A 23,833-nucleotide genomic window follows, 5' to 3' on the forward strand; every position below is an offset into this window, starting at 1 on the left:
GTCTCCTTCAGCTTAGGCTGACGATGGCATCGGGGTCGGCGACGTCGTCACCGGCCAGCGTGCGCAGGATGGACAGAAGCGCGATCACCGCCATCGCGGCGAAGGCGTAGACGAGGCTGGCATAGCCCCAGACCTGCTTGATCCCGAGCGTCGACAGCGACTGGAACTGCGAGGCCTTGAGGATCGGCTGGCTGCTCCAGAGCACGCTGATCGCGATGACGAGGATCGCGGCCTGCACCACCAGCATCAGCAGGCGCCGGCGCTCGGCGCTCAAGAGGTCGGCCAGGAGGGTGACCGAGACATTGGCGCTGCGCGCCGAGGCGATGGTCAGCCCGCCGGCCACCAGCCAGGGCAGCAGCAGCGCGTGGATCTCGTAGGCCCAGGCGATGCCGGAGCCGAAGGCGTAGCGCAGCACCACGTTGACCAGCAGCGCCACGAACATCGCCAGCAGGCAGGCGACGGTGATGACCCGGCCGCTCCAGTCCAGAGCGGTGGTCAGCCCCCGGGCGGTGCGGAGGACGGGGCGCGTGGCGCGCCCCGCCTTGTCCGCTGCCGGGGACGGTGTGTCCCCGGCCCGCATCACAGGCCCGCCGCCTCGCGCAGGGCCGCGGCGAGCTCGGGGAAGCGCTCGGCATAGGCGTCGTAGACCGGCTGGGTGGCCGCGATATAGGCGGCGCGATCGGCCTCGGCGAACTGGGCGCCCTCGGCCTCCATCTGCGGCCGCAGCTCCTCGTCCGAGGCGAGCACGAGGTCGCGCTGCATCTGCCCGGCCTCGGCCGTGGCCTCGAGCGCGCAGGCCTGGGTGGCCTCGTCGAGACCCGACCACCAGGCCATGCCGGCCACCACCGGGGTCGCCTGGTACTGGTGCCCGGTCAGCGTGACGTAGGGGGTGATCTCGTGCAGCTTGGCCGAGTGGATGTTGGTCAGCGGGTTCTCCTGACCGTCGAACACGCCCGATTGCAGCGCGCTCGGCAGTTCCGACCAGGCCAGCGGGGCAGGGGCCGCGCCGAGTGCCTCGAAGATGTCGACGGTCATCTGGTCGGGGGGCGTGCGGATCTGCATGCCCGAGAGGTCGCCTGGTGTCGCGACATGCTTGCTCATGTGGGTGACATGGCGGATGCCGTTGTCCCAGAAGCCCAGCACCTTGAGCCCGGCATTCTGGGCCCGTTCGTCGATCATCGTGCCGACCTCGCCGTCGAGGATCGCCCATGCGGTCGGCAGGTCCTCGAACAGGAAGGGCAGGCCGAGAAGGCCGATCTCGGGCACGATCTGGCTCATCGCGCCCTGGCTGTTGGCGGTGATTTGGATGATCCCCGCAGTGACCGAGGTCAGCATCTCGGCATCGTCACCCATGGTCGAGGAGGGCGCATGGTTGACGCTGTGCGCGCCACTGCTGCAGGCGGCGAAAAGCTCGGCCCATTTTTCCGCCGCGACGAAGCGCGGATTGCCCGGGTTGGCGCCGTGGGCAAAGATCACCTCATCGGCCTGCGCGGTGCCGACGAGGGCGGTCGAGGCGGCCAGAACGGCCAGTATTGCGGTCTTCATGAGTGGGTCCTCCCTTTGCGAAGACTGGGTGAATGCGGCACCCTCCTCCGGGTGCCGCTATAAAGCGTCAATGGATCAAGGAGCCACCGTTCACGTCGACCTCGGTGCCGGTGCAGTAGGCCGAGAGGTCGGAGGCCAGGAACAGCGCGCAGCCCGCCACATCGGAGGCGGCCCCGGCACGGCCCATCGGGATGCCGGCGAGCACCATGCGGTGCTGTTCCTCCGAAAGCTTGCCGGCGGTGATGTCGGTGGCGATGAAGCCCGGGCAGATGGCGTTCACCCGCACCCCGTCGGGGGCCAGTTCGCGCGCCATCGCCTTGGTCAGGCCCAGCACGCCGGCCTTGGCCGCCGAGTAATGCGGCCCGCCGAAGATGCCGCCGCCGCGCTGCGCCGAGACCGAGGAGAGGTTGACGATGGCGCCGGATCCCTGCGCCCGCATGGCCGGGATCACCGCCTGGCTCATGTAGAGCGTGCCGCGCAGGTTCACGTCGGTCACCGCGTCGTAGTTCTCGGGCGCGATGTCCATGATCTTCAGCGGCTGGGTGATGCCGGCATTGTTGACCAGCACGTCGATGCGGCCCCATTGCTCCAGCAGCGCCGCGACCGCGCGGTCGCAGGCCGCCTTGTCGGTGACGTTGCAGGCAAGGCCCGCATGGCCCGCGCCCAGATCGGCCGCCGCCGCCTCCGCCGCGCCGCCGTCGAGGTCGAGAATGGCGACCCGCGCGCCGTGCTCGGCGAACATCTGCGCCGTGGCCTTGCCGAGACCGCGGGCCGAGGCCGCGCCGGTCACGATGGCATACTTGTCCTGTAGAAGCCCCATGGCCTCTCTCCTCCCTTCGGAATTGTCAGGTGACGGGCGGGCTCTCAGAGCCAGCCCTTGATCCGTTCGGCGATCCTGTCGACCGTCAGACCGTACATCTCGTGCAGGGTCGGCAGCGCGCCGGCCTCGAGGAACTGATCCGGCAGGCCGATCATGCGGAAGGTCGGGGTGACGCCCTCGGTCATCAGGGTGCGCGCCACCGCCTCGCCCAGGCCGCCGACCACGGTGTGGTTCTCGGCGGTGACGACCAGCCGGCCGCCGCGGCCCGCCTCGGCGAGGATGGTCTCGGTGTCGAGCGGCTTGATCGTCGGCACGTGCAGCACGCCGACATCGACCCCGTCAGCCTCCAGCGCCACCGCGGCGTCGAGCGCTCGCATGGTCATGAAGCCGGTCGAGATGACGAGGACGTCGCGGCCCTCGCGGATCGTCTGCGCCCGGCCGAGCTCGAACTTGTAGTCGGGCTTGTGGCGGGTCAGCACGCTCGGCACCTTGCCGCGCGGCAGCCTTGTGTAGACCGGGCCGTCATGGGCGGCGAGCTGCGGCACCATGCCGATGATGTCGTCCGCATCGCAGGGATCGACGATGGTCATGTTGGGCAGGCCGCGGAAGATCGCCAGATCCTCGGTCGCCTGGTGGCTCGGACCGTAGCCGGTGGTCAGGCCGGGCAGGGCGCAGCAGATCTTGACGGGGAGGTTCTCCTCGGCAATCGCCATGGCGATGAAGTCGTAGGCCCGGCGCGAGGCGAAGACCGCGTAGGTGGTGGCAAAGGGGTTGAAGCCCTCGCGCGCCAGCCCGGCGGCGGCCGACATCAGAAGCTGCTCGGCCATGCCCATCTGGTAGAACCGGTCCGGCATCGCGTTGGCGAAGATGTGCAGGTCGGTGTACTTGGCGAGGTCGGCCGAGAGCCCGACGATCCGGTCGTCCTTCTTCGCGGCGTCGACGAGGGCGTGGCCGAAGGGCGCGGAGACCGTGTCGTAGCCCTCGGCGGCCAGCGAGGCGATCATCGCCGAGGTCGCGACCTTCGTTTCCGGCACCTTGCGCGGCTCGTATTTGCGCTGCATCGAGGCGAGGGTCATTGCGGCTTTCCTTCGTCCAGAACGGCCAGAGCCTTGGCCCATTCGTCGGCTTCGACGCGCACGAAATGGGTGATCTCGCGGGTTTCGAGGAAGCCCACGCCCTTGCACATGCGGGTGTCGAAGATGATCACCCGGGGCCGGCCCTCGGGCGCCGCGCGGGCGGCGTCGAAGGCGGCGACCACGGCGTCGAGATCGTTGCCGTCGACCCGCTGGGCGTGCCAGCCGAAGGCGGCCCACTTCTCTTCCTCGCGGCCCTGCGCCAGCGCCGCGGTCGACTTGCCGTCGGCCTGCTGGTCGTTGAAGTCGACGAGGCAGATCAGGTTGTCGAGCTTCCACTGCACCGCCGACATCACCGCCTCCCAGGTCGAGCCCTCGCCAAGCTCGCCATCCGACATCAGGTTGTAGACGAAGGCCGGGCTCTGCTTGCGCTTCAGCCCCAGCGCGGCGCCGACGGCGATGCCGAGCCCGTGGCCGAGGCTGCCGCCGGTGATCTCCATCCCCGGCGTGTAGGAGGCCATGCCCGACATCGGCATGCGGCTGTCATCCATGCCGTAGGTCTCGAGCTCGTCCTCGGGCAGGATGCCGGCTTCCATCAGCACCGCGTAGAGCGCGATGGCGTAGTGCCCGATGGAGAGATAGAAGCGGTCGCGCCCCTCCCATTCCGGGTCCTCGGGCCGGTATTCGAGGGCATGGAAATACGAGGTGGCGAGCACGTCGGCGACGCCGAGCGCCTGCCCGATATAGCCCTGGCCCTGCACCTCGCCCATCAGGAGCGCCTTGCGGCGGATGTTCCAGGCGCGCTGCGCCAGCGAAACGTTGGATGTCGCGTGCGGGCGACGTTCGGCTGTCATGATGTCCTCCCTAACTGGCCGGAAGCCTGTCGAGAGATGTCTACCATCGGCACAGCGCCGTCGTCCGTAACGCAGTCTTTCAGAGGTCTGTAGCTTGGCTTAACAACCAGGAGGCAGGCCATGCTGCACGGCGCCGGCCGGGCCGACCGAGGCCGCACCGCAGCGGCAACGGATTACTTCGCCGTGGCTCAGAAGGGCGGTGTCTTATTGTGCGGGGAGTTGGTCCGCTATGACAGTCCGACAGTTCATCCGAAGGGTTCCCATGACCCGCTGCCGCAATGCTGCCCGCCGAAGTTCCGGGCCAGATGGTCGATCTCGCTCCATGCGGTAAAGCGCCGGTAACGCGGCAAAATGCGATCAAGGACCTTTGTGCGAATGCCGGCGGATGCTGCGCGCTGTCGTGGCGATCGCAGCGATGACGGTCGCACAGGCCATCATGCGGCGTCGGGCGGAGGTGCAAATGGGACCGGGTGGGCAGAGTTCCAAATTCGTGCTTACGGGCTACCGTGCCAATTTGATCATGTGACCAGTGACGAGGACGGCGACGATGAAAGGGACGCGAAAGATGAACCTGCTGGCGGTCTGCCTCGCGATCACAGCGGGTTTCGGGGTTGCCGCGCTCATGGGTGGGCGGCTGAGGCCCGTGGCTCGTCGTCTTCGAGTTCGACAAGCGGCGCGTGGCCGTCCTTCCTCCTTTGGGGTGTCCGCGAACGCGACCCGGGACATCCACACTCTTGCGGCACGCGTGCTGGGATCGGAAGGCGCTGCGCACGCCTGGCTGCAGAGGCCCGCCATGGGCCTGGAGAATCGGACGCCGGGCGAAGTCCTGCGGGAGCCGGGCGGCGTGGAAACCGTCCGGGCTTATCTGACCCGGATCGAGTATGGTGTGTATACCTGAACTCGCGGGCAGGAGGCCTGCAGCTTGCACGACCCTGTGGCACGGGGACGAACTGCCTGTCCTCGGAGTGTGCGGCGACGTTCGCAAGCGGGCCCCGGGAACAAGGCGACATCACGGCCAACGATTACATCCAGTCGGTTTCGGGCGCGAGACGACCGCGTCCGGCATGCGGGCGCCCGGGTTCTCGGGGGGCCAGCCATCCATCAACCTGCGCCGGGTGGATGCCAGTTTCATCCAATCCCGGCCGTCATAGGCCACGCGTGCGAGAATGCTCCGGCCGAGCTCGACGTCCCGAACGCCTACACCGCGCTCGGCATGCGCGTCACTGACCGTGGGGGAAGAGTACGTCCCGGGGAGGGCAAAGTCCGGGGTCTACGCTCTCTGCGCAGCACCGCCGCGAAAAAAGCGGCGGCCCCAAGGGAGGAGGAGTGGGGCCGCCGCATAATTGCGGGACTCAGGGAGGAGGAGAGCCCGGCAAATTCCTGTGCACGCTTCGTGTGCCTATCCCTCGACATAGGCTGCGCTGCAGCGCAGCACAACGGTGGCACGTGCACAACAGGCATGCGTCTAACGCATGGGGCGCCGCACGCCGCATCCGGTCGGCACCGGCCCTGCTTCCGCGACGCCCGAGAGCTCCCCGCTGGCCGGATTGGGGTGGGCCACACAGTTTCCTCGGGTGACGCGCCGCAGCACCTCGGGTGGCCACCAGTAGACGCGACCGGGAAACCGGCCAAAGAACCGGCCATGAACCTGGTGTCATTCTGAATAAACTTATTTAATATTAAGGAAATCTTACCACTGACGGCTGGCAAGGAAGCGGCCAAATAGAGGACACATGACGCCACGAGACGACAAGGAGACGATCGGTCTGTTCGAGCCGCTGATGGTCAGCGAGGGTTCGCCCCAGCGCGCCGAGCTGAACGACCTGGCCCTCGATCTGGCGGAACGCGCCGCCGCCTTCCGAAGCAGCCTGCCGGATCAGGTCGCGTCAGCTTTGGCCACGCTCATCCGATCAATGAACTGCTATTACAGCAACCTGATCGAAGGCCATGCCACGCACCCGATCGATATCGAGCGCGCCTTGCAGGACGATTACAGCGCCGATCCCGAGCAGCGCGACCTGCAACTCGAAGCCAAGGCGCATATCGCGGTCCAGAGATGGATCGACGAGGGCGGGTTGACCGAGCCGCCGACATCTCCGGCGATGATCCGGGAGATCCACCGGCGGTTCTGCGAGTTGCTGCCCGAAGATCTTCTCTACGTGGAGATGCCCGGCACCGGCGAGCGCCTTCCTGTCGTGCCGGGGGAGTTCAGGGACCGCGATATCGTGGTCGGTCGCCATGTCGCGATCAGCCCGGGCGCGGTGCCGCGCTTCCTCGACCGGATGCACCAGGCCTACCGGAGGGCCGGCCGGATCGAGTCGATCCTCGCCTCGGCCTGCGCACATCACCGACTCCTGTGGGTGCACCCGTTTCTGGACGGCAACGGCCGCGTCGCCCGCCTGATGTCCTCTGCGATGCTGCGCGGCTCACTGAACACCGGCGGGCTCTGGTCGGTCGCGCGCGGCCTGGCCCGCAATGAGGCGGCCTACAAGACGCATCTGCAGGCCTGCGACGAGCCGCGGCGCGGCGACCGTGACGGCCGCGGCACGCTCAGCGAAGCGGCGCTCGCGTCGTTCACGAAATTCTTCCTGCAAACCTGCATCGATCAGGTGGACTGCATGGAAGGCTTAATGAAGCCGGACCGGCTGCGCGACCGGATCATGATCTGGGCGCAGGAACAAATGCGGGGCGGACGGCTGCCCCCGAAATCCGACGCCGTCCTGCGCGCGATCCTGTACGAAGGCGAACTTCCGCGCGGCGCGGTGGCCGATATGCTCGGGGTGAGCGAGCGGACGGCGCGACGCGTGACATCGGCCCTGATCGATGCCGGCGCGTTGACATCGGACAGCTCGCGCGCGCCGCTGGTTCTGGCCTTCCCCGCAACGCTTGCGGGGCGCTGGATGCCGGGCCTCTTTCCAGAGCAGTAATCGTTTGGTCGATGCCTGCATTTTTCTGATCCGGCTGGTCGAGAGGCCTGCGGAAATCTTCCACCGGCTGGGAAATGAATTGCTATGCGCTGCTTCGACCGCTCTGCGGCATCTCGTGGGCGTCCCAGGCAGCTTCTCGTAGACGATGGCCGGGACGAAAAGCGTGGCCGAAAACGGACCAACCACAGCGCCGAGTTCGAGGCCAAAACGGCCGTTGAGATCGCGACGCTGCATGCCAGGACCGGCCAGCGTCCCGGCTTGGGCCAAGCGTCATCCCGCGACCGAGAACCCGATCTTGTCCATATGCACCCTCTCGATCAACGCCCCCTGCGCCGCGCGCGGCTCTTAGGTTTATGCGAGCACGGGCCGTATCTCGCCCCGTTCGATCTAGCCCATCAAGTTGCTGAAGACGCTCGGCTCCTGCCGGGTACTGGTCAGGGCGACCAGTTCGGCATCCGAGACCGGGGCGGTCGATGCGCAGGGCATGGTCGCTTCCGCCGGAGGACTGCATCGGACCGCAGGTGAGATCGGCGACCTGCGATTTGATGCTCATTCGGGCTCGTGCCGGAAGCGTTGTAAAAGTGGGGGAATTGCGGGCCTTCGCTGCAAGCGCGATGCGTTTACGCCGGTGAATTAAACCGGACATTCAAATGGAAGCGATCTTCCGCATCGCTTGCTGGTCCCAAACGCAGTCCATCCCCTCGCCAGGGTATCACTCGAGACCCCAGCCATCATCGACTGAACCCGGTCTTGGTGAGCAAGCTGCAGTCCAATGGAACACGCAGATTGGACGACCCCAGTGACAAAGATCGACCAGATCGAGACGACCATTCTCGATATCCCGACCATCCGGGGGCACGTGCTCTCGATGGCGACGATGCGGGTCCAGACCGCGGTTCTGGTCCGGATCCTGTTCGCGGATGGCAGCGAGGGCATCGGCGAGGGCACCACGATCGGCGGGCTGAGCTATGGCGCGGAAAGCCCCGAAGGCATTCGCTCCGCCATCGACACCTACATCGCCCCGGCGCTTTCAGGTCGGAACGGCGACGACGTGAACGGCGCGATCCAGATGATGGATCGGCTGGTGAAGGGCAATCGTATCGCCAAGACGGCCGTGGAAATCGCGCTTTGGGACGGGTTGGGCAAGCGGCTCGGCGTGCCGGTCTCGCAGCTCTTCGGCGGGTCCGTCCATGACTGCCTCCCGGTGGCCTGGACTCTGGCCTCGGGCAACTCGGACACCGATATTGCCGAGGCGCAGGAGATGATCGAGACTGGTCGCCACAACGTCTTCAAACTGAAGATCGGGAAGCGGGAGGTCGCGCAGGACGTGGCCCATGTCGCGCGCATCAAGAACGCCGTCGGCGATGCCGCCAGCGTGCGGGTCGACGTGAACACGGCGTGGTCTTTGCAGGATGCGCGTTGGGGTTTGAGGGGGCTTCAGGATGCCGGCTGCGAACTGGTGGAACAACCCGTTCCGGCCCGGTTTCGCAGCGCCATGGCAGAGCTCACCCACGGATACGCGATCGCCGTCATGGCGGACGAGGCGCTGAACGGGCCCGAGGATGCGCTTGAGGTCGCCGCCGCCCGGGCAGCCGATGTCTTTGCGGTGAAAGTGGCGCAATCCGGCGGGCTGAAGCGCGCTTCCGAGGTCGTGGCCATCGCACAGTCTGCCGGGCTGGGCCTTTACGGGGGCACCATGCTGGAAACAGGCCTTGGCACGGCAGCGGCTTTGCAGCTCTTCGCTACCGTCGAGACGCTGCATTGGGGCAGCGAGTTCTTCGGTCCGCTTCTGCTGACCGACGAGATTCTCGCAGATCCCCTCGTCTACCGCGATTTCTGCGTCGAGATCCCGCGTGGTCCGGGGATCGGCGTCGCGCTCGACCCCGACAAGATCGCCTTCTACGGCCGCGACCGTGGCCGCAGCCTGCATGCCGTCGCGGGCGAATAATCGCAACACGAAGGAGGAGACCCAGAAATGTTCACGCAATCCAATCTCGACGAGTTCGAGGCCCGCATCGAGGGCGCCGTGCAGGAAGATCCCGAGAACGGGATTTACCGGGCGCGCCGGGACATCTTCACCGACGAGGGGCTCTTCGAGCTCGAGATCAAGCACATCTTCGAGGGCAACTGGATCTACATGGCGCATGAAAGCCAGATCCCGAACCCCGGCGACTATCTCACGCTGACCATGGGCCGCACGCCCGTCGTCATCACCCGCGACAAGGAGGGCGCGTTGCATGCGCTGGTCAACGCCTGCTCGCACCGCGGCGCGCAGCTTTGCCGCTTCAAGCGCCGCAACCAGAAGACCTTTACCTGCCCGTTCCACGGCTGGACCTTCTCGAACACCGGCAAGCTCCTGAAGGTGAAGGACCCCAAGGGCGCGGGCTACCCCGAGCAGTTCAACCAGGATGGCAGCCATGACCTGACGAAGGTGGCGCGGTTCGAGAACTATCGCGGGTTCCTGTTCGGGTCGCTCAACGCCGACGTGCAGCCGCTGGAAGACTACCTCGGCGAGGCGCGCAAGATGATCGACATGATCGTCGACCAGGCCGACGAGGGGCTCGAGGTGCTGCGAGGCTCGTCCACCTACACCTATGACGGCAACTGGAAGTTGCAGGCCGAGAATGGCGCGGACGGCTACCACGTCTCGGCCGTGCACTGGAACTACGTCGCCACCACCGCGCACCGCACTGACGACGGCAAGGAGGACCAGATCAAGGCGACGGATGCCTCGAAATGGGCCAAGCAGCGCGGCGGGTTCCACGCCTACGAGAACGGTCACATCCTGCTCTGGACGCAATGGGCCGACCCGACGAACCGCCCGAACTACCCGCGTCTGGAGGAATGGACCGGGAAATATGGTCAGACCAAGGCCGAGTGGATGGTGGGCGTTCTGCGCAACCTCTGCCTCTATCCGAACGTGTTCCTGATGGACCAGTTCTCGAGCCAGATCCGCGTGTTCCGCCCGATCAGCGTCGACCAGACCGAGGTCACGATCTACTGCATCGCGCCCAAGGGCGAGAGCAAGGAGGCCCGCGCCCGCCGCATCCGCCAGTATGAAGACTTCTTCAACGCTTCCGGCATGGCGACGCCGGACGACACCGAGGAATTCCGGGCGACGCAGCGCGGCTATGCCGGCGCCGCCCATGCCAAGTGGAACGACCTGACCCGCGGCGCGACCCAGTGGATCGAAGGCCCCGACGAGGACGCGCAGGCGCTGGGAATCCAGCCGATCCTGTCCGGCGCCCGCACCGAGGACGAAGGCCTGTTCGTCATCCAGCACAGCAACTGGTCGCAGCGCATGGGGGAGGCCATCGCAAGGGAACGTGACACCGCGCCCGATGCGCGCGTCGCGGCCGAATGAGGAGGAGACACCATGGACACAGCAACGCTTGACCGCCCCGCCGACAAGACCGCCATGAGCTATGAGGCGATCCAGGCCTTCCTCTTTGCCGAGGCCCGCGCCCTGGATGACCGCGACTGGGACACCTGGCTGGGCTTCTACCACAAGGAGTGCCCGTTCTGGATGCCGTCCTGGGACGATTACGACACGCTGACGGAAGATCCGCAGAGCGAGATGTCGCTGATGTATTACCCCAACAAACAGGGCATCGAGGATCGTATCTTCCGGATCAAGACCGACCGGTCCTCGGCCACGTCCCTGCCCGAGCCCCGCACCAACCACTACCTCTCGGGCATCGAGGTCCTTGGCCGCGAGGGCGCCGAGATTAGGCTGCGCTTCAACTGGCACACGCTGAGCTATCGCTACGGCGAGACCGACCAGCATTGGGGCACGTCGTTCTACACGATCGACACAAGCGGGCCGCGCCCGTTGATCACCGACAAGAAGGTGGTCCTGAAAAACGATCACATCCACCACGTGATCGACGTCTACCACATCTGATCCCGTCCCTCCGGACCGGACCGCGCCACCGCGCACCGACAGCCGGTGCGCGGCCAAGGGAGGAGCATGCCATGACGACCTATTCCGTTGCCCTGAATTTCGAGGACGGCGTCACCCGTGTCATCCAGTGCGATGAAGACGAAAAGGTGACCGACGCGGCCTTTCGCCAGAAGATCAACCTGCCGATGGATTGCCGCGACGGCGTCTGCGGGACCTGCAAGTGTTTCGCCGAAAAGGGCGAATACGAGCTGGAATTCTACATGGACGAGTCCATGAGCGACGAGGAGGCCGAACAGGGCTACGTCCTCACCTGCCAGATGATCCCCGAAAGCGACTGCGTGCTGCGCGTCCCCGCGTCGTCCGCCGTGTGCAAGACCGCGCCCGAGGCGGTCGAGGGCGAAGTGCTGGGCGTCGACGCGCTGTCGGAGACGTCCTTCAGCCTCCGGGTGAAACTGGGCAAACCCGTCAGTTTCCTGCCGGGGCAATACGTCAGTGTCACAGTGCCGGGCACGGACGCCCACCGGTCCTATTCGTTTTCCTCGGCGCCGGGGGCGGAGGAGGCGACGTTCCTCATCCGCAATCTGCCGGGTGGCGTCATGAGCGGTTACCTCGGCGATCGCGTTCAACCCGGCGACACCGTGACGCTGACCGGTCCGATAGGCGCGTTCTACCTGCGACCCATCGAGCGCGCGCAGCTCTGGCTGGCGGGCGGAACCGGCCTGGCGCCGTTCCTGTCGATGCTGGAGCAGGTAGCCGAACAGGGCTCGGACCATCCGATCACGCTCTACTACGCGGTCAGTCGGGCCGCCGATCTTGTCGAACTCGACCGCGTAAGCGCGCTGGCCGACCGGATCGGCAATGTCACCGTGATCACCGTTCTGGCCGAGGGCGACCACGCGCGCACAGGTTTCGTCACCGATCACCTGGCCAGCGACGATCTGAACGGCGGCGATTGCGACGTCTACCTCTGCGGTCCGCCGCCGATGGTCGACGCGGTGCGCGCGCATTTCGGCAAGCTCGGGGTCGAGCCCGCCAATTTCCACTACGAGAAGTTCAACCCCACCGAAGCCGAAGCCAAGGCCGCCGCCGCATGACCCGCCGTTTCGATGACAAGGTGATGGTCGTCACCGGCGCGGCCCAGGGCATCGGCCGTCGGGTCGGGGAACGCGCCGCGGCCGAAGGTGCGCGCGTGCTGATCGTCGACCGCTCGCCCGCCCGCGATGAGGTGCTTGCCGCCATCCGCGAAGCGGGCGGGAAAGCCGAGGCAATCAGCGTCGACCTCGAAACCTGGGACGGGTGCGAGACGGCGATGCAGACGGCCGTCGACCTCTGGGGGCGCATCGACATTCTGGTGAACAACGTGGGCGGAACGATCTGGGCCAAGCCCTACGAACACTACGAGCCGCAGCAGATCGACGCCGAGGTGCGGCGGTCGCTGTTCCCGACGCTCTACTGCTGCCGGGCGGCGCTGGACCACATGCTGCCGCGCGAGGCGGGCGTGATCGTCAACGTCTCGTCCATCGCGACGCGCGGACTCAACCGGGTGCCTTACGCGGCGGCCAAGGGGGGCGTGAACGCAATCACCGCAAGCCTCGCCTGGGAAGTGGCGGAACGCGGCATCCGTGTCGTCGCCACCGCGCCGGGAGGAACAGAGGCGCCGCCACGCGTCGTGCCGCGCAACCCCAACGCGGATGAGGAACAGCGCGAGGACTGGTATCAGACCATCATCGACCAGACGATCCAGTCCTCGTTCATGAATCGATACGGAACGCTCGACGAGCAGGCAGGCCCGATCCTGTTCCTGGCGTCGGACGATGCCTCCTACATCACCGGCGTCACCGTGCCGGTCGGTGGAGGCGATCTTGGATAGGCCCTGAGGAGGGGCCGCCATACCAAACGGAGGAGATCCAACAATGAAACGCACGATCCTGGCGGCCCTCGGGCTCGCCACCGGCCTCGCTATGCCTGCCGCTGCCGAAGACATCAAGGTCGGCCTGCTGCTGCCCTTCTCGGGCGTCTATGCCGCCCTCGGCAACGATATCGAGGCGGGCTTCAACCTCGGGCTCGAAAAATTCGGCGACCAGACAGACGCGACCTTCACGATCGTTCGCGAGGACACCGAGGTCAAACCGCCGGTCGCGCTTGGCAAGGCCAAGAAGCTGATCCTTCAGGACAAGGTCGACGTGATGGCCGGTATCGTCAGCTCGGGCGTCCTCGGCGCGGTGCGCGACATGGTACACGGCGCGGGCGTGCCGCTGATCGTGGCCAACGCCGGAAATGACGAGGCGACAGGCGTGAACTGCTCGCCCTTCATCACGCGCATGTCCTTCTCCAACGGGCAGGTGAACCGTCCGATGGGCACATGGTTGCACGGGCAGGGCGTGCAGAAGGTCTACACCCTCGCCCCGGATTACGCCGCGGGCCGGCAGATGATCGACGGCTTCGTGCAGAGCTTCACGGCCGCGGGCGGAGAGATCGTCGGGCAGGAGTTTACGCCCTTCCAGAAAACACAGGATTTCGGCCCCTATCTCGCGCAGGCCAAGGCCAGCGGGGCGGACGCGGTCTATGTCTTCTATGCCGGGGGCGAGGCGATTTCCTTCGTCAAGCAGTATGACAGCTTCGGTCTCAAGGCCGATCTGCCTCTCTACGGCGCGGGCTTCCTGACCTCGGCCCTCTACGTCGAGGCCGAAGGGCCGGCGGCCGAGGGCGTCGTGACGGCACTGCACTACGTCCCCACAATCGACAACCCCGCAAACGCAGCCTTTGCCGAAGCCTTCACCGCCGCCACCGGCCGCGTGCCCTCGGAATACGCAGTGCATGGCTACGACACGGCCCGCGCGCTGGTCGAGGCAACGAAGACGGACGCGACCGATCGCGCCACGCTCGCTGACGCATTGCGGCAGGTCAGCTTCGACGGGCCGCGCGGCACGCTGTCGATCGACCCTGCCACCAACAACCTGGTCCAGCCGATCTACGTCTATGAGACCATCGAAGGCGAGAACGGCCTGACCCAGCAGGTCCTCGCGGAACTCCCGGCAGAACAGGATCCCGTGAATGGCTGCGCGATGGCGCCCGTTTCGAACTGATCCAAAAGGCCCGGCCGTGGAGGAGCGGCCGGGCAACCCTTCGGAGGAGGCTTCCCATGACACACTATCTTGGCTTTTGGACGCTGCAAACGCTGAACGCGCTGCAACTGTCCATGCTTCTTTTCCTGCTTTCCATCGGCCTGACGGTCATCTTCGGGCTGATGCATTTCGTGAACCTGGCGCACGGATCGCTTTACGCGATGGGGGCCTATTTCGGCGCATCCCTGGCGGCGGTCGGCGGCTACTGGATGGGTTTTTTCCTGGCGCCCGTCGCGGTCGCAGGCGTGGGCGTCCTTCTCTACTCGGGCCTCATCAAGCGCATGCGCAGATCCGGGCCGATGGCGCAGGTGCTGGTCACCTTCGGGCTTATCTTCGCCATTCTGGATCTCACGCGCATCTTCTGGGGTGACCTTGCCCTGGCGCTTGACGCACCGGGGCTGCTCGAGGGCCGCGTGGTGTTCCTCGGCGTCGAATATCCGACCTACCGGCTGTTCGTGATCCTTCTGGGGCTCGCGATCTTTGGCGCGCTCGCCTTCGTCCTGGGGCGGACCCAGATCGGCGCGATGATCCGCGCGGGTGTCGACAACGACGCCATGGCCTCCTGCCTCGGCATCAACGTCGAGCGGCTTTTCTTTATCGTCTTCTGCCTCGGTTGCGCGCTGGCCGGGCTGGCGGGAGTCGTTGCGGCGCCGCTGCTGAGCGTGACGCCCGAGATGGGCCTGCAGATCCTGATCCCGACGCTGATCGTCATCGTGATCGGCGGTCTCGGCTCGCTCAAGGGCGCCATCGCCGGATCTCTGATCTACGGCTTCGTTCAGACCTTCGGAGCAGTTCTGGCGCCACAACTGGCTTCCGTCCTCATCTACGCCCTGCTGGCTGCGATCCTCGTGATCAAGCCGGTCGGCCTGTTCCCCGCGAAAGGATAAGACGATGTTTCGTCACACGCCTCTTCGTTACGCAGTCCTCGGCCTGCTGGCCGCCGGTGCGCTGTTCCAGGCGCTGACCGCGGAGTATTTCGGGCTGGAAATCCTGACCGAGATCCTGATCCTCGCCATGCTGGTTCTGGCGCTCGACCTGGTGGCCGGGTTCGGCGGCATGGTCTCGCTCTGCCACGGTGCGTTGATGGGCGTCGGGGCCTACGCCTATGCGACCTTGTCGACCAAGGTGGGGCTGGCGCCGCCGGTCGCGATGGCTGGGGCTGTCGCGCTCGCCGGGGCTGCCGCCTGGGTTATCGGCGCGGTCTGTGCGCGCAGCCACGGAATCTACTTCATCATGGCGACGCTGGCCTTTGGCCAGATGGCCTATTCCTATGTCTTCGAGGCGCCGATCTTTGGCGGCGGCGACGGCATGGGCGGTATCGAGAGGCTGGACCTGAGCCTGATCGGGATCGACCTGACCGACAGCCGCAGCTTTGCCCTGTTCTGCTTGGCCGTGCTTGTCGGTGTCTACGGCGCGGCGGGCCTGGTCCTGCGGTCGGGGCTGGGCCGGTCGCTGACCGGTGTCATGCACAACGAACAGCGGATGCGCGCGCTGGGGCTGACGGTCTGGCGGGTCAAGGCGGACGTCTTCGGCCTGTCGGGCATGATCGCCGGTCTCGCCGGCGCGCTGGCCGCACAGCACATTATGTATATTTCGCCTGGGCTGCTGGGCTGGACCGTCTCGGGCGAGGCGCTGGTCGTCGTGATCCTGGGCGGACTGGGCACGCTGGTTGGCCCGCTGGTCGGGGCCGCCGCCTTCGTCATGCTGAAACACGAACTGAGCGGCCTCACCACTTACTGGCACCTCGTCGTCGGCCTGATCCTGATCGCCGTCGTGATGAGCCGCGCCAACGGCATTTTCGGCTGGATCGAGGCGCGCTGGGGCGCCCGGCTGGAGCGCCGCCTGGCCGACGCATCACGCAAACAAGAGCCCGAGGAGGTGCTGAGCGATGCTTGAGACACGCAACCTGAACAAGAGCTTCGGCGCCGTTCACGTCACCCGGAATGTGTCCCTGAAACTGGAACGCGGCGAGCGCAGGGTGATCCTGGGGCCCAACGGGGCGGGCAAGACGACGCTCTTTAATCAGCTGGTGGGCGAACTGACGCCCGACAGCGGGTCGGTTCACCTGGCGGGCGAGGACGTGACCGCGCTGCCGGTGGCGAAACGCGCCCGCCGCGGCCTGTCGCGCAGCTACCAGAAGAACACGCTCTTCGACGGGCTCACGGTCGAGGAGAACCTCGGCCTCGCGGCGGCGGTGCATACCGGCCACGCGACGCGGCTCTGGTCCGATAGCCTCGCGAAACCGGAGGTGCGCGAGATCGTCGAGGAGGTGGCGGAACAGGTCAACCTGATGCCCTTCCTCCACGCGAAAGTGTCCGAGATCAGCTACGGCGTGCGTCGCCAGCTTGAAGTCGGTGTTGCCCTCGCCACGCGGCCGCTGGTCCTGCTGATGGATGAACCCACCAGCGGTGTAGGCCCCGAGATGTCCAATGGCTTTCACGACCTGCTGGCGGGCCTGCCGCGCGACCTGACCATGCTCATCATCGAGCACGACATGGACCTCGCCTTTGACGTGGCGGACACGATCACCGTGCTGAACTACGGCGAGGTCGTCTTCGACGGTCTGCCCGAAGAGGCGCGCGGATCGAAACTGCTCAAGGAAATCTATCTGGGGAGCTGGGAAGATGCTTGAACTCAACGCCATCGAGTCCGGTTACGGCGAGACGCAGGTGTTGCATGGCCTGTCGCTGGAGGCGCAGGCGGGCCGCGTGCTGGCCATCCTCGGGCGCAACGGCGCGGGCAAATCGACCACGTTGAAGACGATCATGGGGCTGTTGCCGCTGAAGTCCGGGCAGATCGTGTTCGACGGCAAGCCGATCCCGGCGCGGTCATTCGACGTGGCGAAAAGCGGCATCGCCTACGTGCCGGAGACGCGAGACATCTTCCCGTCGCTCACTGTACGCGAGAACCTCGAGATCGCGGCGAAACGGTTCGGCGGCAGCGCCCCGGACTGGACGATGGATCGCGTGCTGGACCTTTTCCCGCGTCTGGGCGAGCGGATGGAGAATGGCGGCACGCAGCTTTCGGGCGGCGAGCAGCAGATGCTTGCCATCGCGCGGGCGCTGCTGATGAACCCGCGGCTGCTGATCCTGGACGAGCCGACCGAGGGGCTGGCTCCCATCATCGTCAAGCTGATCCATGACAAGCTTCTGGAGCTGAAGGCCGAAGGTCTGTCGATGATCATCGTCGAGCAGAATTTCGGTTTCGCCACGTCCCTGGCAGATGACGTGGTCGTCGTCGGCAAAGGTCAGGTGGTCTGGACCGGCAGTGCGGAAGAGATCCGGGCCGATGACCAGGCGCAGCATACCTGGCTGGGCGTGTGACCCCGCGCGGCCGGGCATTCGGGCCGCGCAAACGATCACCTCAGAACGTCTTGCGCGCCACCTTCAGCGCAATGCTCACGAAGTTCTTCACATGCACGCCCTGATCGTCCAGACGGTAGTTCACCGACAGTTCCGTCCGGGCGATCTCGGGTTCGATCTTCAGGAATTTCATGCCCTTGCGCGGAGCATTGGCCACGGATTCCGGCACGATGCAGACCCCTTCGCCGACGGCGACGAGGCTGAGCGCGGTCTGCAGATCCATGCACCAGATCCGTAGAGGCGCCTCGAACCCCGCATCCTCGACCGCCTTCAGGACGAAGTCGGCGTAGCTCGGCCGCGGACGTTCCGGATAGAGGACCAGATTGTGGGTCATCAGGCGTTCGAGCCGTGCCACCGTGCGCCCGCCCGTGTCGACGATATCGGGCAGCGCCAGGATTAGCTTCTCCTCGACAAGGTGCTTCGACAGGAATTCCGGATCCTTCAGCGTCGGCCGGGCGAACACAACGTCGAGCTCGCGCGAAACCAGAGCTCTGTGCAATTCAGCATTGTTCATCGGGTTCAGACTAAGGTTCACCTCGGGGTAATTCGCGCGATAGGACCGTATGATGTTCGGCAGGATGCCGAACGTCGAGGAACCGACGAACCCGATCCGCAGGCGCCCCTCGGCACCCTGCCCAAGCCTGCGCACCTCCAGCCGGGTGTCTTCCATCTGGGCGAGGATCGCCTTGCCGCGCGCCAGCAGCCGTTCGCCGGCCTGGGTGAGGGTGATCGCGCTGCGTCCACGGTTGAAGAGGATCGCACCCAGCTCGTCCTCGAGCTGCTTGATCGCGCGGCTGAGCGGGGGTTGCGCCATGTCGAGCCGTTCTGCCGCGCGTCCGAAATGTAGCTCTTCTGCGACGGCGATGAAGTAGGTCAACTGCCTGAGGTTCATTTTTCCCCGCTCCCCAATGATTTACGTTAGGCGATCGCGCCAAACGAAAAAAGGCCCCCTAAGTCCGGGGGCCAGTTCACAGGGAGGTTCCGGTGGTCACTCGGCGGCGACGGCCTGCACGGCGGTCTGCGCCTTCAGCACGAAATCGAATTCGAAATGCAGGTCGGTGCCCAGGTCCTTGGCCGCCGGCTTGAACTTGCCGATCAGGCTCTCCTTCACGGCAAACACGCTGTCGTCTTCCAGCCAGGCGCTGTCGGCGTCGTAGATCTGGCTGATCAGCGAGCGGTAGCCGTCCTTCGAGATGATGAAGTGCATGTGGCCGGGGCGGTTCGGGTGGTGGCCCATGAAGCGCAAGAGCTCGCCCGCGGTCTCGTCATCCGGGATCGGATAGGGCACGGGACGCACCGCGACAAAGGCGTAATGCCCGGTCTCGTCGGTCTCGAACCGGCCGCGCAGGTTGTATTCCGGTTGATCGGGGTCGAGGTTCTCGTAGATGCCGTTCGGCGCGTCCTCCCAGACGTCCAGCGTCACGCCGGCGACGCCATTGCCGTTCTCATCGCGGATGTAGCCCTCGAAAAAGGCGGTTTCCTCGTTCTGGTAATGCTTTTGGATGGTCGACGCCCCCTTTGGCAGAACCGGCGGGTTCTCGCGGTAGAACGGACCCAGCACGGTCGACTCGCTCTCGCCGCCCTCGACCGGGTTGGTCATCATGTCGACCAGCACCTCGACCCCGAGGATGTCGCCCAGCAGAATGAATTCCTGCCGGTTGTCGTCGCAGAGCTTCCCCGCGCGGGCGAGGTAGTCGCAGGCCGCGAGGAATTCGTTGTGCTGCAGTTTCACATCCTTGACGAAGGCATGCATGTGCTTGATCAGCCCGGTCGCAATTTCACGCTGACGATCCGTGATCTCGCCATGCTTGCCGAGGCTGTCAATCACCACGTCGGTGATATTGTCCTGATTGACGATGCCCATGGGGTTCCTCCTCCTGGCGGTCCGTTGTTCCGGTGCGGGACGCGGCATCGCCTCCCGTCGGACCAAGAGTTTCCCGAATTTCGCCCGTCTCGGAATGCCCTCGGCGGTATCGGGTAATACCATCGCCGGGCGCCCCGGAACGATAGCCTGAAACAATTCGAAAAATTCCTCCGGCAGACCGGAAGACAAGGGAAAGTATCGCGCCATACCCGCAGTGGCATGGCCCGAACGCCTCCGATCATGGCAGCACAAGCCCGAGACGTGACAGCGGGAGGCTCAGGTGATCGACACTTTCAAGGCAATTCAATCCAGGCTCGACGGCACGCCGCACCTGTTGCGGATCGGGCGTCTCTTCTCCGAAACGGTGCTGATCGAGGTGGACGGCGACGAGTTCTATCTGTCCTTCGACAAGGGTCGGCTGGCGTCCGTCACCCCCGGCCCCAGCCGCAAGACACCGTGGCGTTTTGCCCTGCGCGCGGATGCCGAGGTGCTGCACAAGTTCTGGCAGTCGCCCCCTGAACCCGGCTTCCACGACATCTTTGGCCTGGTGAAGATCGGCCGCGGCCGGATCGACGGTGACATCCTCTCCCTCGTCAAGAACCTACGCTTCTTCAAGGAGGTCCTGACCCTCGCACGCGAGAAGGAGGAGCAAGCGGCATGACCATCGAACCCATCACCGGACGCTACCTGACCGTCACCGTGGCCGGCGCACCGCGTCGCATCTATTTCGAGGAGGCCGGTCAGGGCCGTCCCGTGCTCTGCCTGCACACCGCCGGAGCCGACACCCGGCAGTGGCGCCACCTGATGACCGATGCCGAGATCGCGGCGTCGAACCGCCTCATCGCCTTCGACATGCCCTGGCACGGCAAGTCGCTGCCCCCCGAGGGGTTCGAGACGCAGGAATACCTGCTGACGACCGAGGCCTATATCGAGACGGTATTGGCCGTGATCGAAGGGCTGGGGCTGGAGCGCCCCGTGCTGGCGGGCTGTTCCATGGGCGGACGGATCGCGCTGCAATTGGCCGCGCTCCACCCGGATCGGTTCAGCGGCTTCATCGCCATCGAAGCATCGGATTTCCAGCCGGCCTGGTATGACATCGACTGGTTCCACCGTCCCGACGCCCACGGCGGTGAGATGGGGGCGGCGCTGGTCTCGGCCAACATCTCTCCTTACGCGCCCGATACCGAGCGCTGGAACACCCTCTGGATGTTCATGCAGAGCGGGCCGGGCGTCTTCCGCGGCGATCTGAGCTTCTACACGCGCGACGACAGCCTGATCGCACGCCTGCCCACGATCGACACGGACCGGACGCCTGTTCATATCATCGTCGGCGCCTATGACCTGACCTGCACGCCCGAGGATGCGGCGCGCACCGCCAGAGCCATCCCCGGCGCCACGCTCGCCGTCATGGACAAACTCGGCCATTTCCCGATGAGCGAACACCCCGAAGGCTTCCGCCCGTTCTTCGTCGAGGCGCTCGGGAAAATGCCGACAGCCATCGCGAATGCGGCCTGATCCACAGCACGGGAGGAGGAGCCATGTGCCAGCACGCCGATAATCCCTGTCCGGGGTGCAGGAGACATACGCAGGCCGAGGCGGCATTGATGTTCTTCACCAAGGAGGAGCGTGAGCGCCTCGACACGCGCAAAGCGACCGAGACACCAAGCCGCCCCTGAGACCCACCGCCCCGCCACTGGGGTGAGGCGCCAGAATGGAAGCCACTATGACCAAGCCCTGTATCATCTGCGTGGCCATCACCGGCAGCCTGCCGACGAAGGCCAACAACCCCGCGGTTCCGATCACCGTGTCGGAGCAACTGGAGTCGACTCACGAAGCCTTCGAGGCCGGCGCCACCATCGTGCATGCCCATGTGCGCCACGATGATCAAACGCCCTCCTCGGACCCGGAGAAGTTCGCCGCTCTGAAGGAGGGAATCGAGAAACACTGCCCCGGCATGATCGTGCAGTTCTCGACCGGCGGCCGGTCGGGCGCCGGTCGGACACGGGGCGGCATGCTGCCCCCCGGCCGGACATGGCCTCCCTTTCTGTCGGGTCGAACAATTTCCCGACGCGTGTCTACGAGAACCCGCCGGATCTGGTCGATTGGCTGGCCTCCGAAATGCTGGCCCACGACGTGAAGCCGGAGATCGAGGCCTTCGACTTGAGCCATATCCTGAAAGCGAAGGGGATGGCTGAGAAGGGTCAGCTGGCGGGCACGCTGTCCAGCGACATCAGGGACTGCCCCCCTGGCGACACTAAGAACTGACCCCCTCGCTGCTTGATATGTTGATGGTGGAGTGCGCCGGAGCGGCCTTTTGCAAAAGGCCGCTCCGGCGCTTCTCGCGCAATCGGTAGCTCTCGCCCCGGATGGTGATGACGTGGCTGTGGTGGAGCATTCGATCGAGGATCGCGGTGGCGACGACAGCGTCGCCGAAGACGCTTCCCCACTCGCCGATGGCCCTGTTCGAGGTGACGAGCAGTGCGCCGCGCTCATATCTGCGGCTGACCAGCTGGAAGAACAGGTGCGCTGCGTCCGGCTCGAAGGGCAGATAGCCGAGTTCGTCGACGATAAGCAGCTTCGGCTTGGCGAAGTGCGTCAGCTTCTCATCCAGTTTCCCCTCGGCGTGCGCCTTGGCCAGGGTGGCGACCATCGTCATGGCCGGCACGAAGAGCACGGTATAGCCCGCCACGATCACCTCCCGGCCGATTGCGACGGCGAGATGGGTCTTTCCCACTCCGGGAGGTCCCAGCAGCAGCACGGCCTCGCCGTTCGCGATGAAGCGCCCGGTGGCCAGGTCGCGGATCTGACCCTTGTCGACCGAGGGTTGGGCCTCGAAGTCGAAGCCGGAGAGGTCCCGCACGAAGGGGAAGCGGGCCAGCCCGAAGCTCATCTCGATCCGGCGCTGGTCCTTGCGGGCAATCTCCCGCTCGCAGAACAGCGTCAGGGCCTCGCGGGTCGTCAGCTCACCGCGACCGGCCTCGTCGAGGAGCCCGTCGAGCTGGTCGCGGATCGCGGTCAGCTTGAGCCGTGTCAGCATCCGCTCGAGGTGGTCTGGCGTCTCGAAGGCCATCACCAGGATCCTCCCGCCACGGCTTCGTATTCGCTGAGCGGCCGCAGAAGCTCCGGCAATGCGGCGGCTGTCTCGGGGTCAACTTGTTCTCCGGCGCGGGCCAGCGGGCTGCCCGTGATGCCTTCGAAGTGGGTCCTGTCCACGATCCGGGACCGGCGCCCGGGTCTCAGCCGATGGCACGCGACCTCCTGACCGGCATGGCTGACGCGCAGCTCCGTGCCGGTGACCAGCACACTGACCCGCTCTCCGATCAGCCGCCAGGGCACCGAGTAGGCGTTGCCGTCGACCTCGACCGCGCAGTCGGACGAGACCCGACGGACGAGGTCGCGACTGGTCAGGAATGCCGGGATGCCGGCGACAGGCTTGAGCCGGTGAGCCTCTTCCCGGGAGAACCGCAGGCAGGGCGGCTCACCGGTCGTGCCGTGGACACGCACATCTGCGACCTCCCTGATCCAGGCTTCCAGGTGCGCTTCGAGCGCGGCAAAGCTCTCGAACCTGCGCCCGGCGATGGCATTGCGCTTCACGTAGCCCACGCCGCGCTCGTCCTTTCCCTTCGTGCGCGCCCGATACGGCGCGCAGGCCCGGACCCGGAAGCCCCAGTGGCGGGCAAAGGCGTGGGACCTGGGATTGATCGTCCCCTCCCGCGTCACCGGATCATGATGGGAGATCAGGGCGCGTGCGTTGTCGAGCAGCACTTCCTCCGGCACACCGCCGAAGCGGCGGAAGGCGCCTTCCATGCCCTCGAACCAGTGCTCCTGGCGTTCCCCGGGGAAGGCGCGCACATGCAGGCGCCGGGAGTAGCCGAGGGTGGCCACGAAGAAGAACACCTTCACCTTCGCGCCGCCGATCTCCACACGGCGCTCGCCGAAGTCGATCTGCAACTGCTGACCGGGACGTGTCTCGAAGCGAACCGTGGCCCGCGCTTCAGCCCGAAGCTCCTGCCGCAACGGCGCGACCGCCCGTTCCACGGTCCGAAGACTGACCGTGATGCCCATCTCCGCAGCCAGCTCCTGGCGCACGACGTCCGCGTTCCCGGCATGCCGCCGAAAGCGCTCCGCCACCCAATCCTCCAGGCCGCCGAGCGCCTTCGCCCGCACCACTGGTGACGGCGCACGCCAACCTCCCGTCGCCAACCATCGCTTCACGGTGTTCCGCGAGCCGCCGAGTTCCGCCGCCATGCGCTTCGAACCCCAACCACGCGCCTTCAGTGCCAGCATCTCCGACACTTCTTCCGTCATGTGACCTCCTTCCGACAAAGGGGGTCAGTTCCTCATGTCGTCAGGGGGGTA

23 protein-coding genes and 1 pseudogene are annotated in these 23,833 nt (G+C 65.9%); 15 read left to right on the top strand and 9 right to left on the bottom strand.

Annotated elements, in window-relative coordinates; all coding sequences use genetic code 11:
• Positions 1–7: 7 nt before the first annotated feature.
• The 5 genes from ACXYMW_RS12500 to ACXYMW_RS12520 form a co-directional block, all read right to left on the bottom strand.
• On the bottom strand, positions 8–580 hold the full coding sequence (locus tag ACXYMW_RS12500; protein WP_459035661.1) for a TRAP transporter small permease: 573 nt from the start codon (positions 578–580) through the stop codon (positions 8–10).
• Positions 580–1,545: a TRAP transporter substrate-binding protein gene (locus ACXYMW_RS12505; protein ID WP_459035662.1), complete on the bottom strand. Its 966-nt coding sequence runs from the start codon at positions 1,543–1,545 to the stop codon at positions 580–582. The genes ACXYMW_RS12500 and ACXYMW_RS12505 overlap by 1 nt, the downstream gene beginning before the upstream one ends.
• A gap of 67 nt (positions 1,546–1,612) precedes the next feature.
• Positions 1,613–2,365, bottom strand: coding sequence for an SDR family NAD(P)-dependent oxidoreductase (locus tag ACXYMW_RS12510; RefSeq protein WP_459035663.1), 753 nt, complete (start codon positions 2,363–2,365; stop codon positions 1,613–1,615).
• 44 nt (positions 2,366–2,409) lie between these two features.
• Positions 2,410–3,441, bottom strand: coding sequence for a transketolase family protein (locus ACXYMW_RS12515; RefSeq protein WP_459035664.1), 1,032 nt, complete (start codon positions 3,439–3,441; stop codon positions 2,410–2,412).
• Positions 3,438–4,292: a transketolase gene (locus ACXYMW_RS12520; protein WP_459035665.1), complete on the bottom strand. Its 855-nt coding sequence runs from the start codon at positions 4,290–4,292 to the stop codon at positions 3,438–3,440. Before ACXYMW_RS12520 ends, ACXYMW_RS12515 begins: the two co-directional genes overlap by 4 nt.
• 565 nt (positions 4,293–4,857) lie before the next feature.
• Between ACXYMW_RS12520 and ACXYMW_RS12525 the strand changes: the two genes are divergently transcribed.
• The 12 genes from ACXYMW_RS12525 to ACXYMW_RS12580 all read left to right on the top strand — a co-directional run bounded on the left by ACXYMW_RS12525 (position 4,858) and on the right by ACXYMW_RS12580 (position 17,571).
• Positions 4,858–5,190, top strand: coding sequence for an antitoxin Xre/MbcA/ParS toxin-binding domain-containing protein (locus ACXYMW_RS12525; protein ID WP_459035666.1), 333 nt, complete (start codon positions 4,858–4,860; stop codon positions 5,188–5,190).
• An 835-nt stretch (positions 5,191–6,025) separates the two neighbouring features.
• Positions 6,026–7,219 carry a Fic family protein gene (locus ACXYMW_RS12530; RefSeq protein WP_459035667.1) on the top strand — a complete coding sequence of 398 codons (1,194 nt, stop codon included), beginning with the start codon at positions 6,026–6,028 and terminating at the stop codon, positions 7,217–7,219.
• 799 nt (positions 7,220–8,018) lie between these two features.
• Positions 8,019–9,167 carry a muconate/chloromuconate family cycloisomerase gene (locus tag ACXYMW_RS12535; RefSeq protein ID WP_459035668.1) on the top strand — a complete coding sequence of 383 codons (1,149 nt, stop codon included), beginning with the start codon at positions 8,019–8,021 and terminating at the stop codon, positions 9,165–9,167.
• A 27-nt stretch (positions 9,168–9,194) separates the two neighbouring features.
• On the top strand, positions 9,195–10,583 hold the full coding sequence (benA, locus tag ACXYMW_RS12540) for a benzoate 1,2-dioxygenase large subunit (RefSeq protein WP_459035669.1): 1,389 nt from the start codon (positions 9,195–9,197) through the stop codon (positions 10,581–10,583).
• Positions 10,584–10,595: 12 nt separating this feature from the next.
• Positions 10,596–11,123 (top strand): benzoate 1,2-dioxygenase small subunit, encoded by a 528-nt coding sequence (gene benB / locus ACXYMW_RS12545; RefSeq protein WP_459035670.1) that lies wholly within the window; start codon positions 10,596–10,598, stop codon positions 11,121–11,123.
• A 71-nt stretch (positions 11,124–11,194) separates the two neighbouring features.
• Entirely contained in the window at positions 11,195–12,217 is a 1,023-nt protein-coding gene (gene benC / locus ACXYMW_RS12550) for a benzoate 1,2-dioxygenase electron transfer component BenC (RefSeq protein ID WP_459035671.1), read from the top strand.
• A complete protein-coding gene (gene benD / locus ACXYMW_RS12555; protein WP_459035672.1) occupies positions 12,214–12,993 on the top strand; it encodes a benzoate diol dehydrogenase BenD in 780 nt (259 codons plus the stop codon). Before benC ends, benD begins: the two co-directional genes overlap by 4 nt.
• Before the next feature lie 43 nt (positions 12,994–13,036).
• Positions 13,037–14,209: an ABC transporter substrate-binding protein gene (locus ACXYMW_RS12560; protein WP_459035673.1), complete on the top strand. Its 1,173-nt coding sequence runs from the start codon at positions 13,037–13,039 to the stop codon at positions 14,207–14,209.
• A gap of 56 nt (positions 14,210–14,265) precedes the next feature.
• Entirely contained in the window at positions 14,266–15,135 is an 870-nt protein-coding gene (locus ACXYMW_RS12565) for a branched-chain amino acid ABC transporter permease (protein WP_459035674.1), read from the top strand.
• Between the two features lie 4 nt (positions 15,136–15,139).
• Positions 15,140–16,144 (top strand): branched-chain amino acid ABC transporter permease, encoded by a 1,005-nt coding sequence (locus ACXYMW_RS12570; protein WP_459035675.1) that lies wholly within the window; start codon positions 15,140–15,142, stop codon positions 16,142–16,144.
• On the top strand, positions 16,137–16,880 hold the full coding sequence (locus tag ACXYMW_RS12575) for an ABC transporter ATP-binding protein (RefSeq protein ID WP_459035676.1): 744 nt from the start codon (positions 16,137–16,139) through the stop codon (positions 16,878–16,880). Before ACXYMW_RS12570 ends, ACXYMW_RS12575 begins: the two co-directional genes overlap by 8 nt.
• The gene (locus tag ACXYMW_RS12580; RefSeq protein ID WP_459035677.1) at positions 16,873–17,571 is read left to right on the top strand and encodes an ABC transporter ATP-binding protein; all 699 of its coding nucleotides are present in this window, start codon (positions 16,873–16,875) and stop codon (positions 17,569–17,571) included. The genes ACXYMW_RS12575 and ACXYMW_RS12580 overlap by 8 nt, the downstream gene beginning before the upstream one ends.
• A 40-nt stretch (positions 17,572–17,611) precedes the next feature.
• On the opposite strand, the gene ACXYMW_RS12585 is transcribed toward ACXYMW_RS12580, so the two are convergent.
• Positions 17,612–18,502, bottom strand: coding sequence for a LysR family transcriptional regulator (locus ACXYMW_RS12585; protein ID WP_459035678.1), 891 nt, complete (start codon positions 18,500–18,502; stop codon positions 17,612–17,614).
• Between the two features lie 96 nt (positions 18,503–18,598).
• Positions 18,599–19,474 carry a dioxygenase family protein gene (locus ACXYMW_RS12590; RefSeq protein ID WP_459035679.1) on the bottom strand — a complete coding sequence of 292 codons (876 nt, stop codon included), beginning with the start codon at positions 19,472–19,474 and terminating at the stop codon, positions 18,599–18,601.
• Between the two features lie 280 nt (positions 19,475–19,754).
• Here ACXYMW_RS12590 and ACXYMW_RS12595 point away from each other — a divergent pair, with 280 nt between their 5' ends.
• The 3 genes and pseudogenes from ACXYMW_RS12595 to ACXYMW_RS12605 all read left to right on the top strand — a co-directional run.
• The gene (locus tag ACXYMW_RS12595; protein WP_459035680.1) at positions 19,755–20,135 is read left to right on the top strand and encodes a hypothetical protein; all 381 of its coding nucleotides are present in this window, start codon (positions 19,755–19,757) and stop codon (positions 20,133–20,135) included.
• Positions 20,132–20,989, top strand: coding sequence for an alpha/beta fold hydrolase (locus tag ACXYMW_RS12600; protein WP_459035681.1), 858 nt, complete (start codon positions 20,132–20,134; stop codon positions 20,987–20,989). The genes ACXYMW_RS12595 and ACXYMW_RS12600 overlap by 4 nt, the downstream gene beginning before the upstream one ends.
• Before the next feature lie 208 nt (positions 20,990–21,197).
• Positions 21,198–21,691: pseudogene (locus tag ACXYMW_RS12605) on the top strand (beta-keto acid cleavage family enzyme); the annotation flags it as partial.
• Positions 21,692–21,728: 37 nt separating this feature from the next.
• Here the strand turns inward: ACXYMW_RS12605 and istB are convergent.
• The gene (istB, locus tag ACXYMW_RS12610) at positions 21,729–22,544 is read right to left on the bottom strand and encodes an IS21-like element helper ATPase IstB (RefSeq protein WP_459035682.1); all 816 of its coding nucleotides are present in this window, start codon (positions 22,542–22,544) and stop codon (positions 21,729–21,731) included.
• Positions 22,544–23,782, bottom strand: coding sequence for an IS21 family transposase (gene istA / locus ACXYMW_RS12615; RefSeq protein ID WP_459035683.1), 1,239 nt, complete (start codon positions 23,780–23,782; stop codon positions 22,544–22,546). The genes istB and istA overlap by 1 nt, the downstream gene beginning before the upstream one ends.
• Positions 23,783–23,833 lie beyond the last annotated feature (51 nt).

This window comes from Roseivivax sp. CAU 1761, assembly GCF_054482755.1.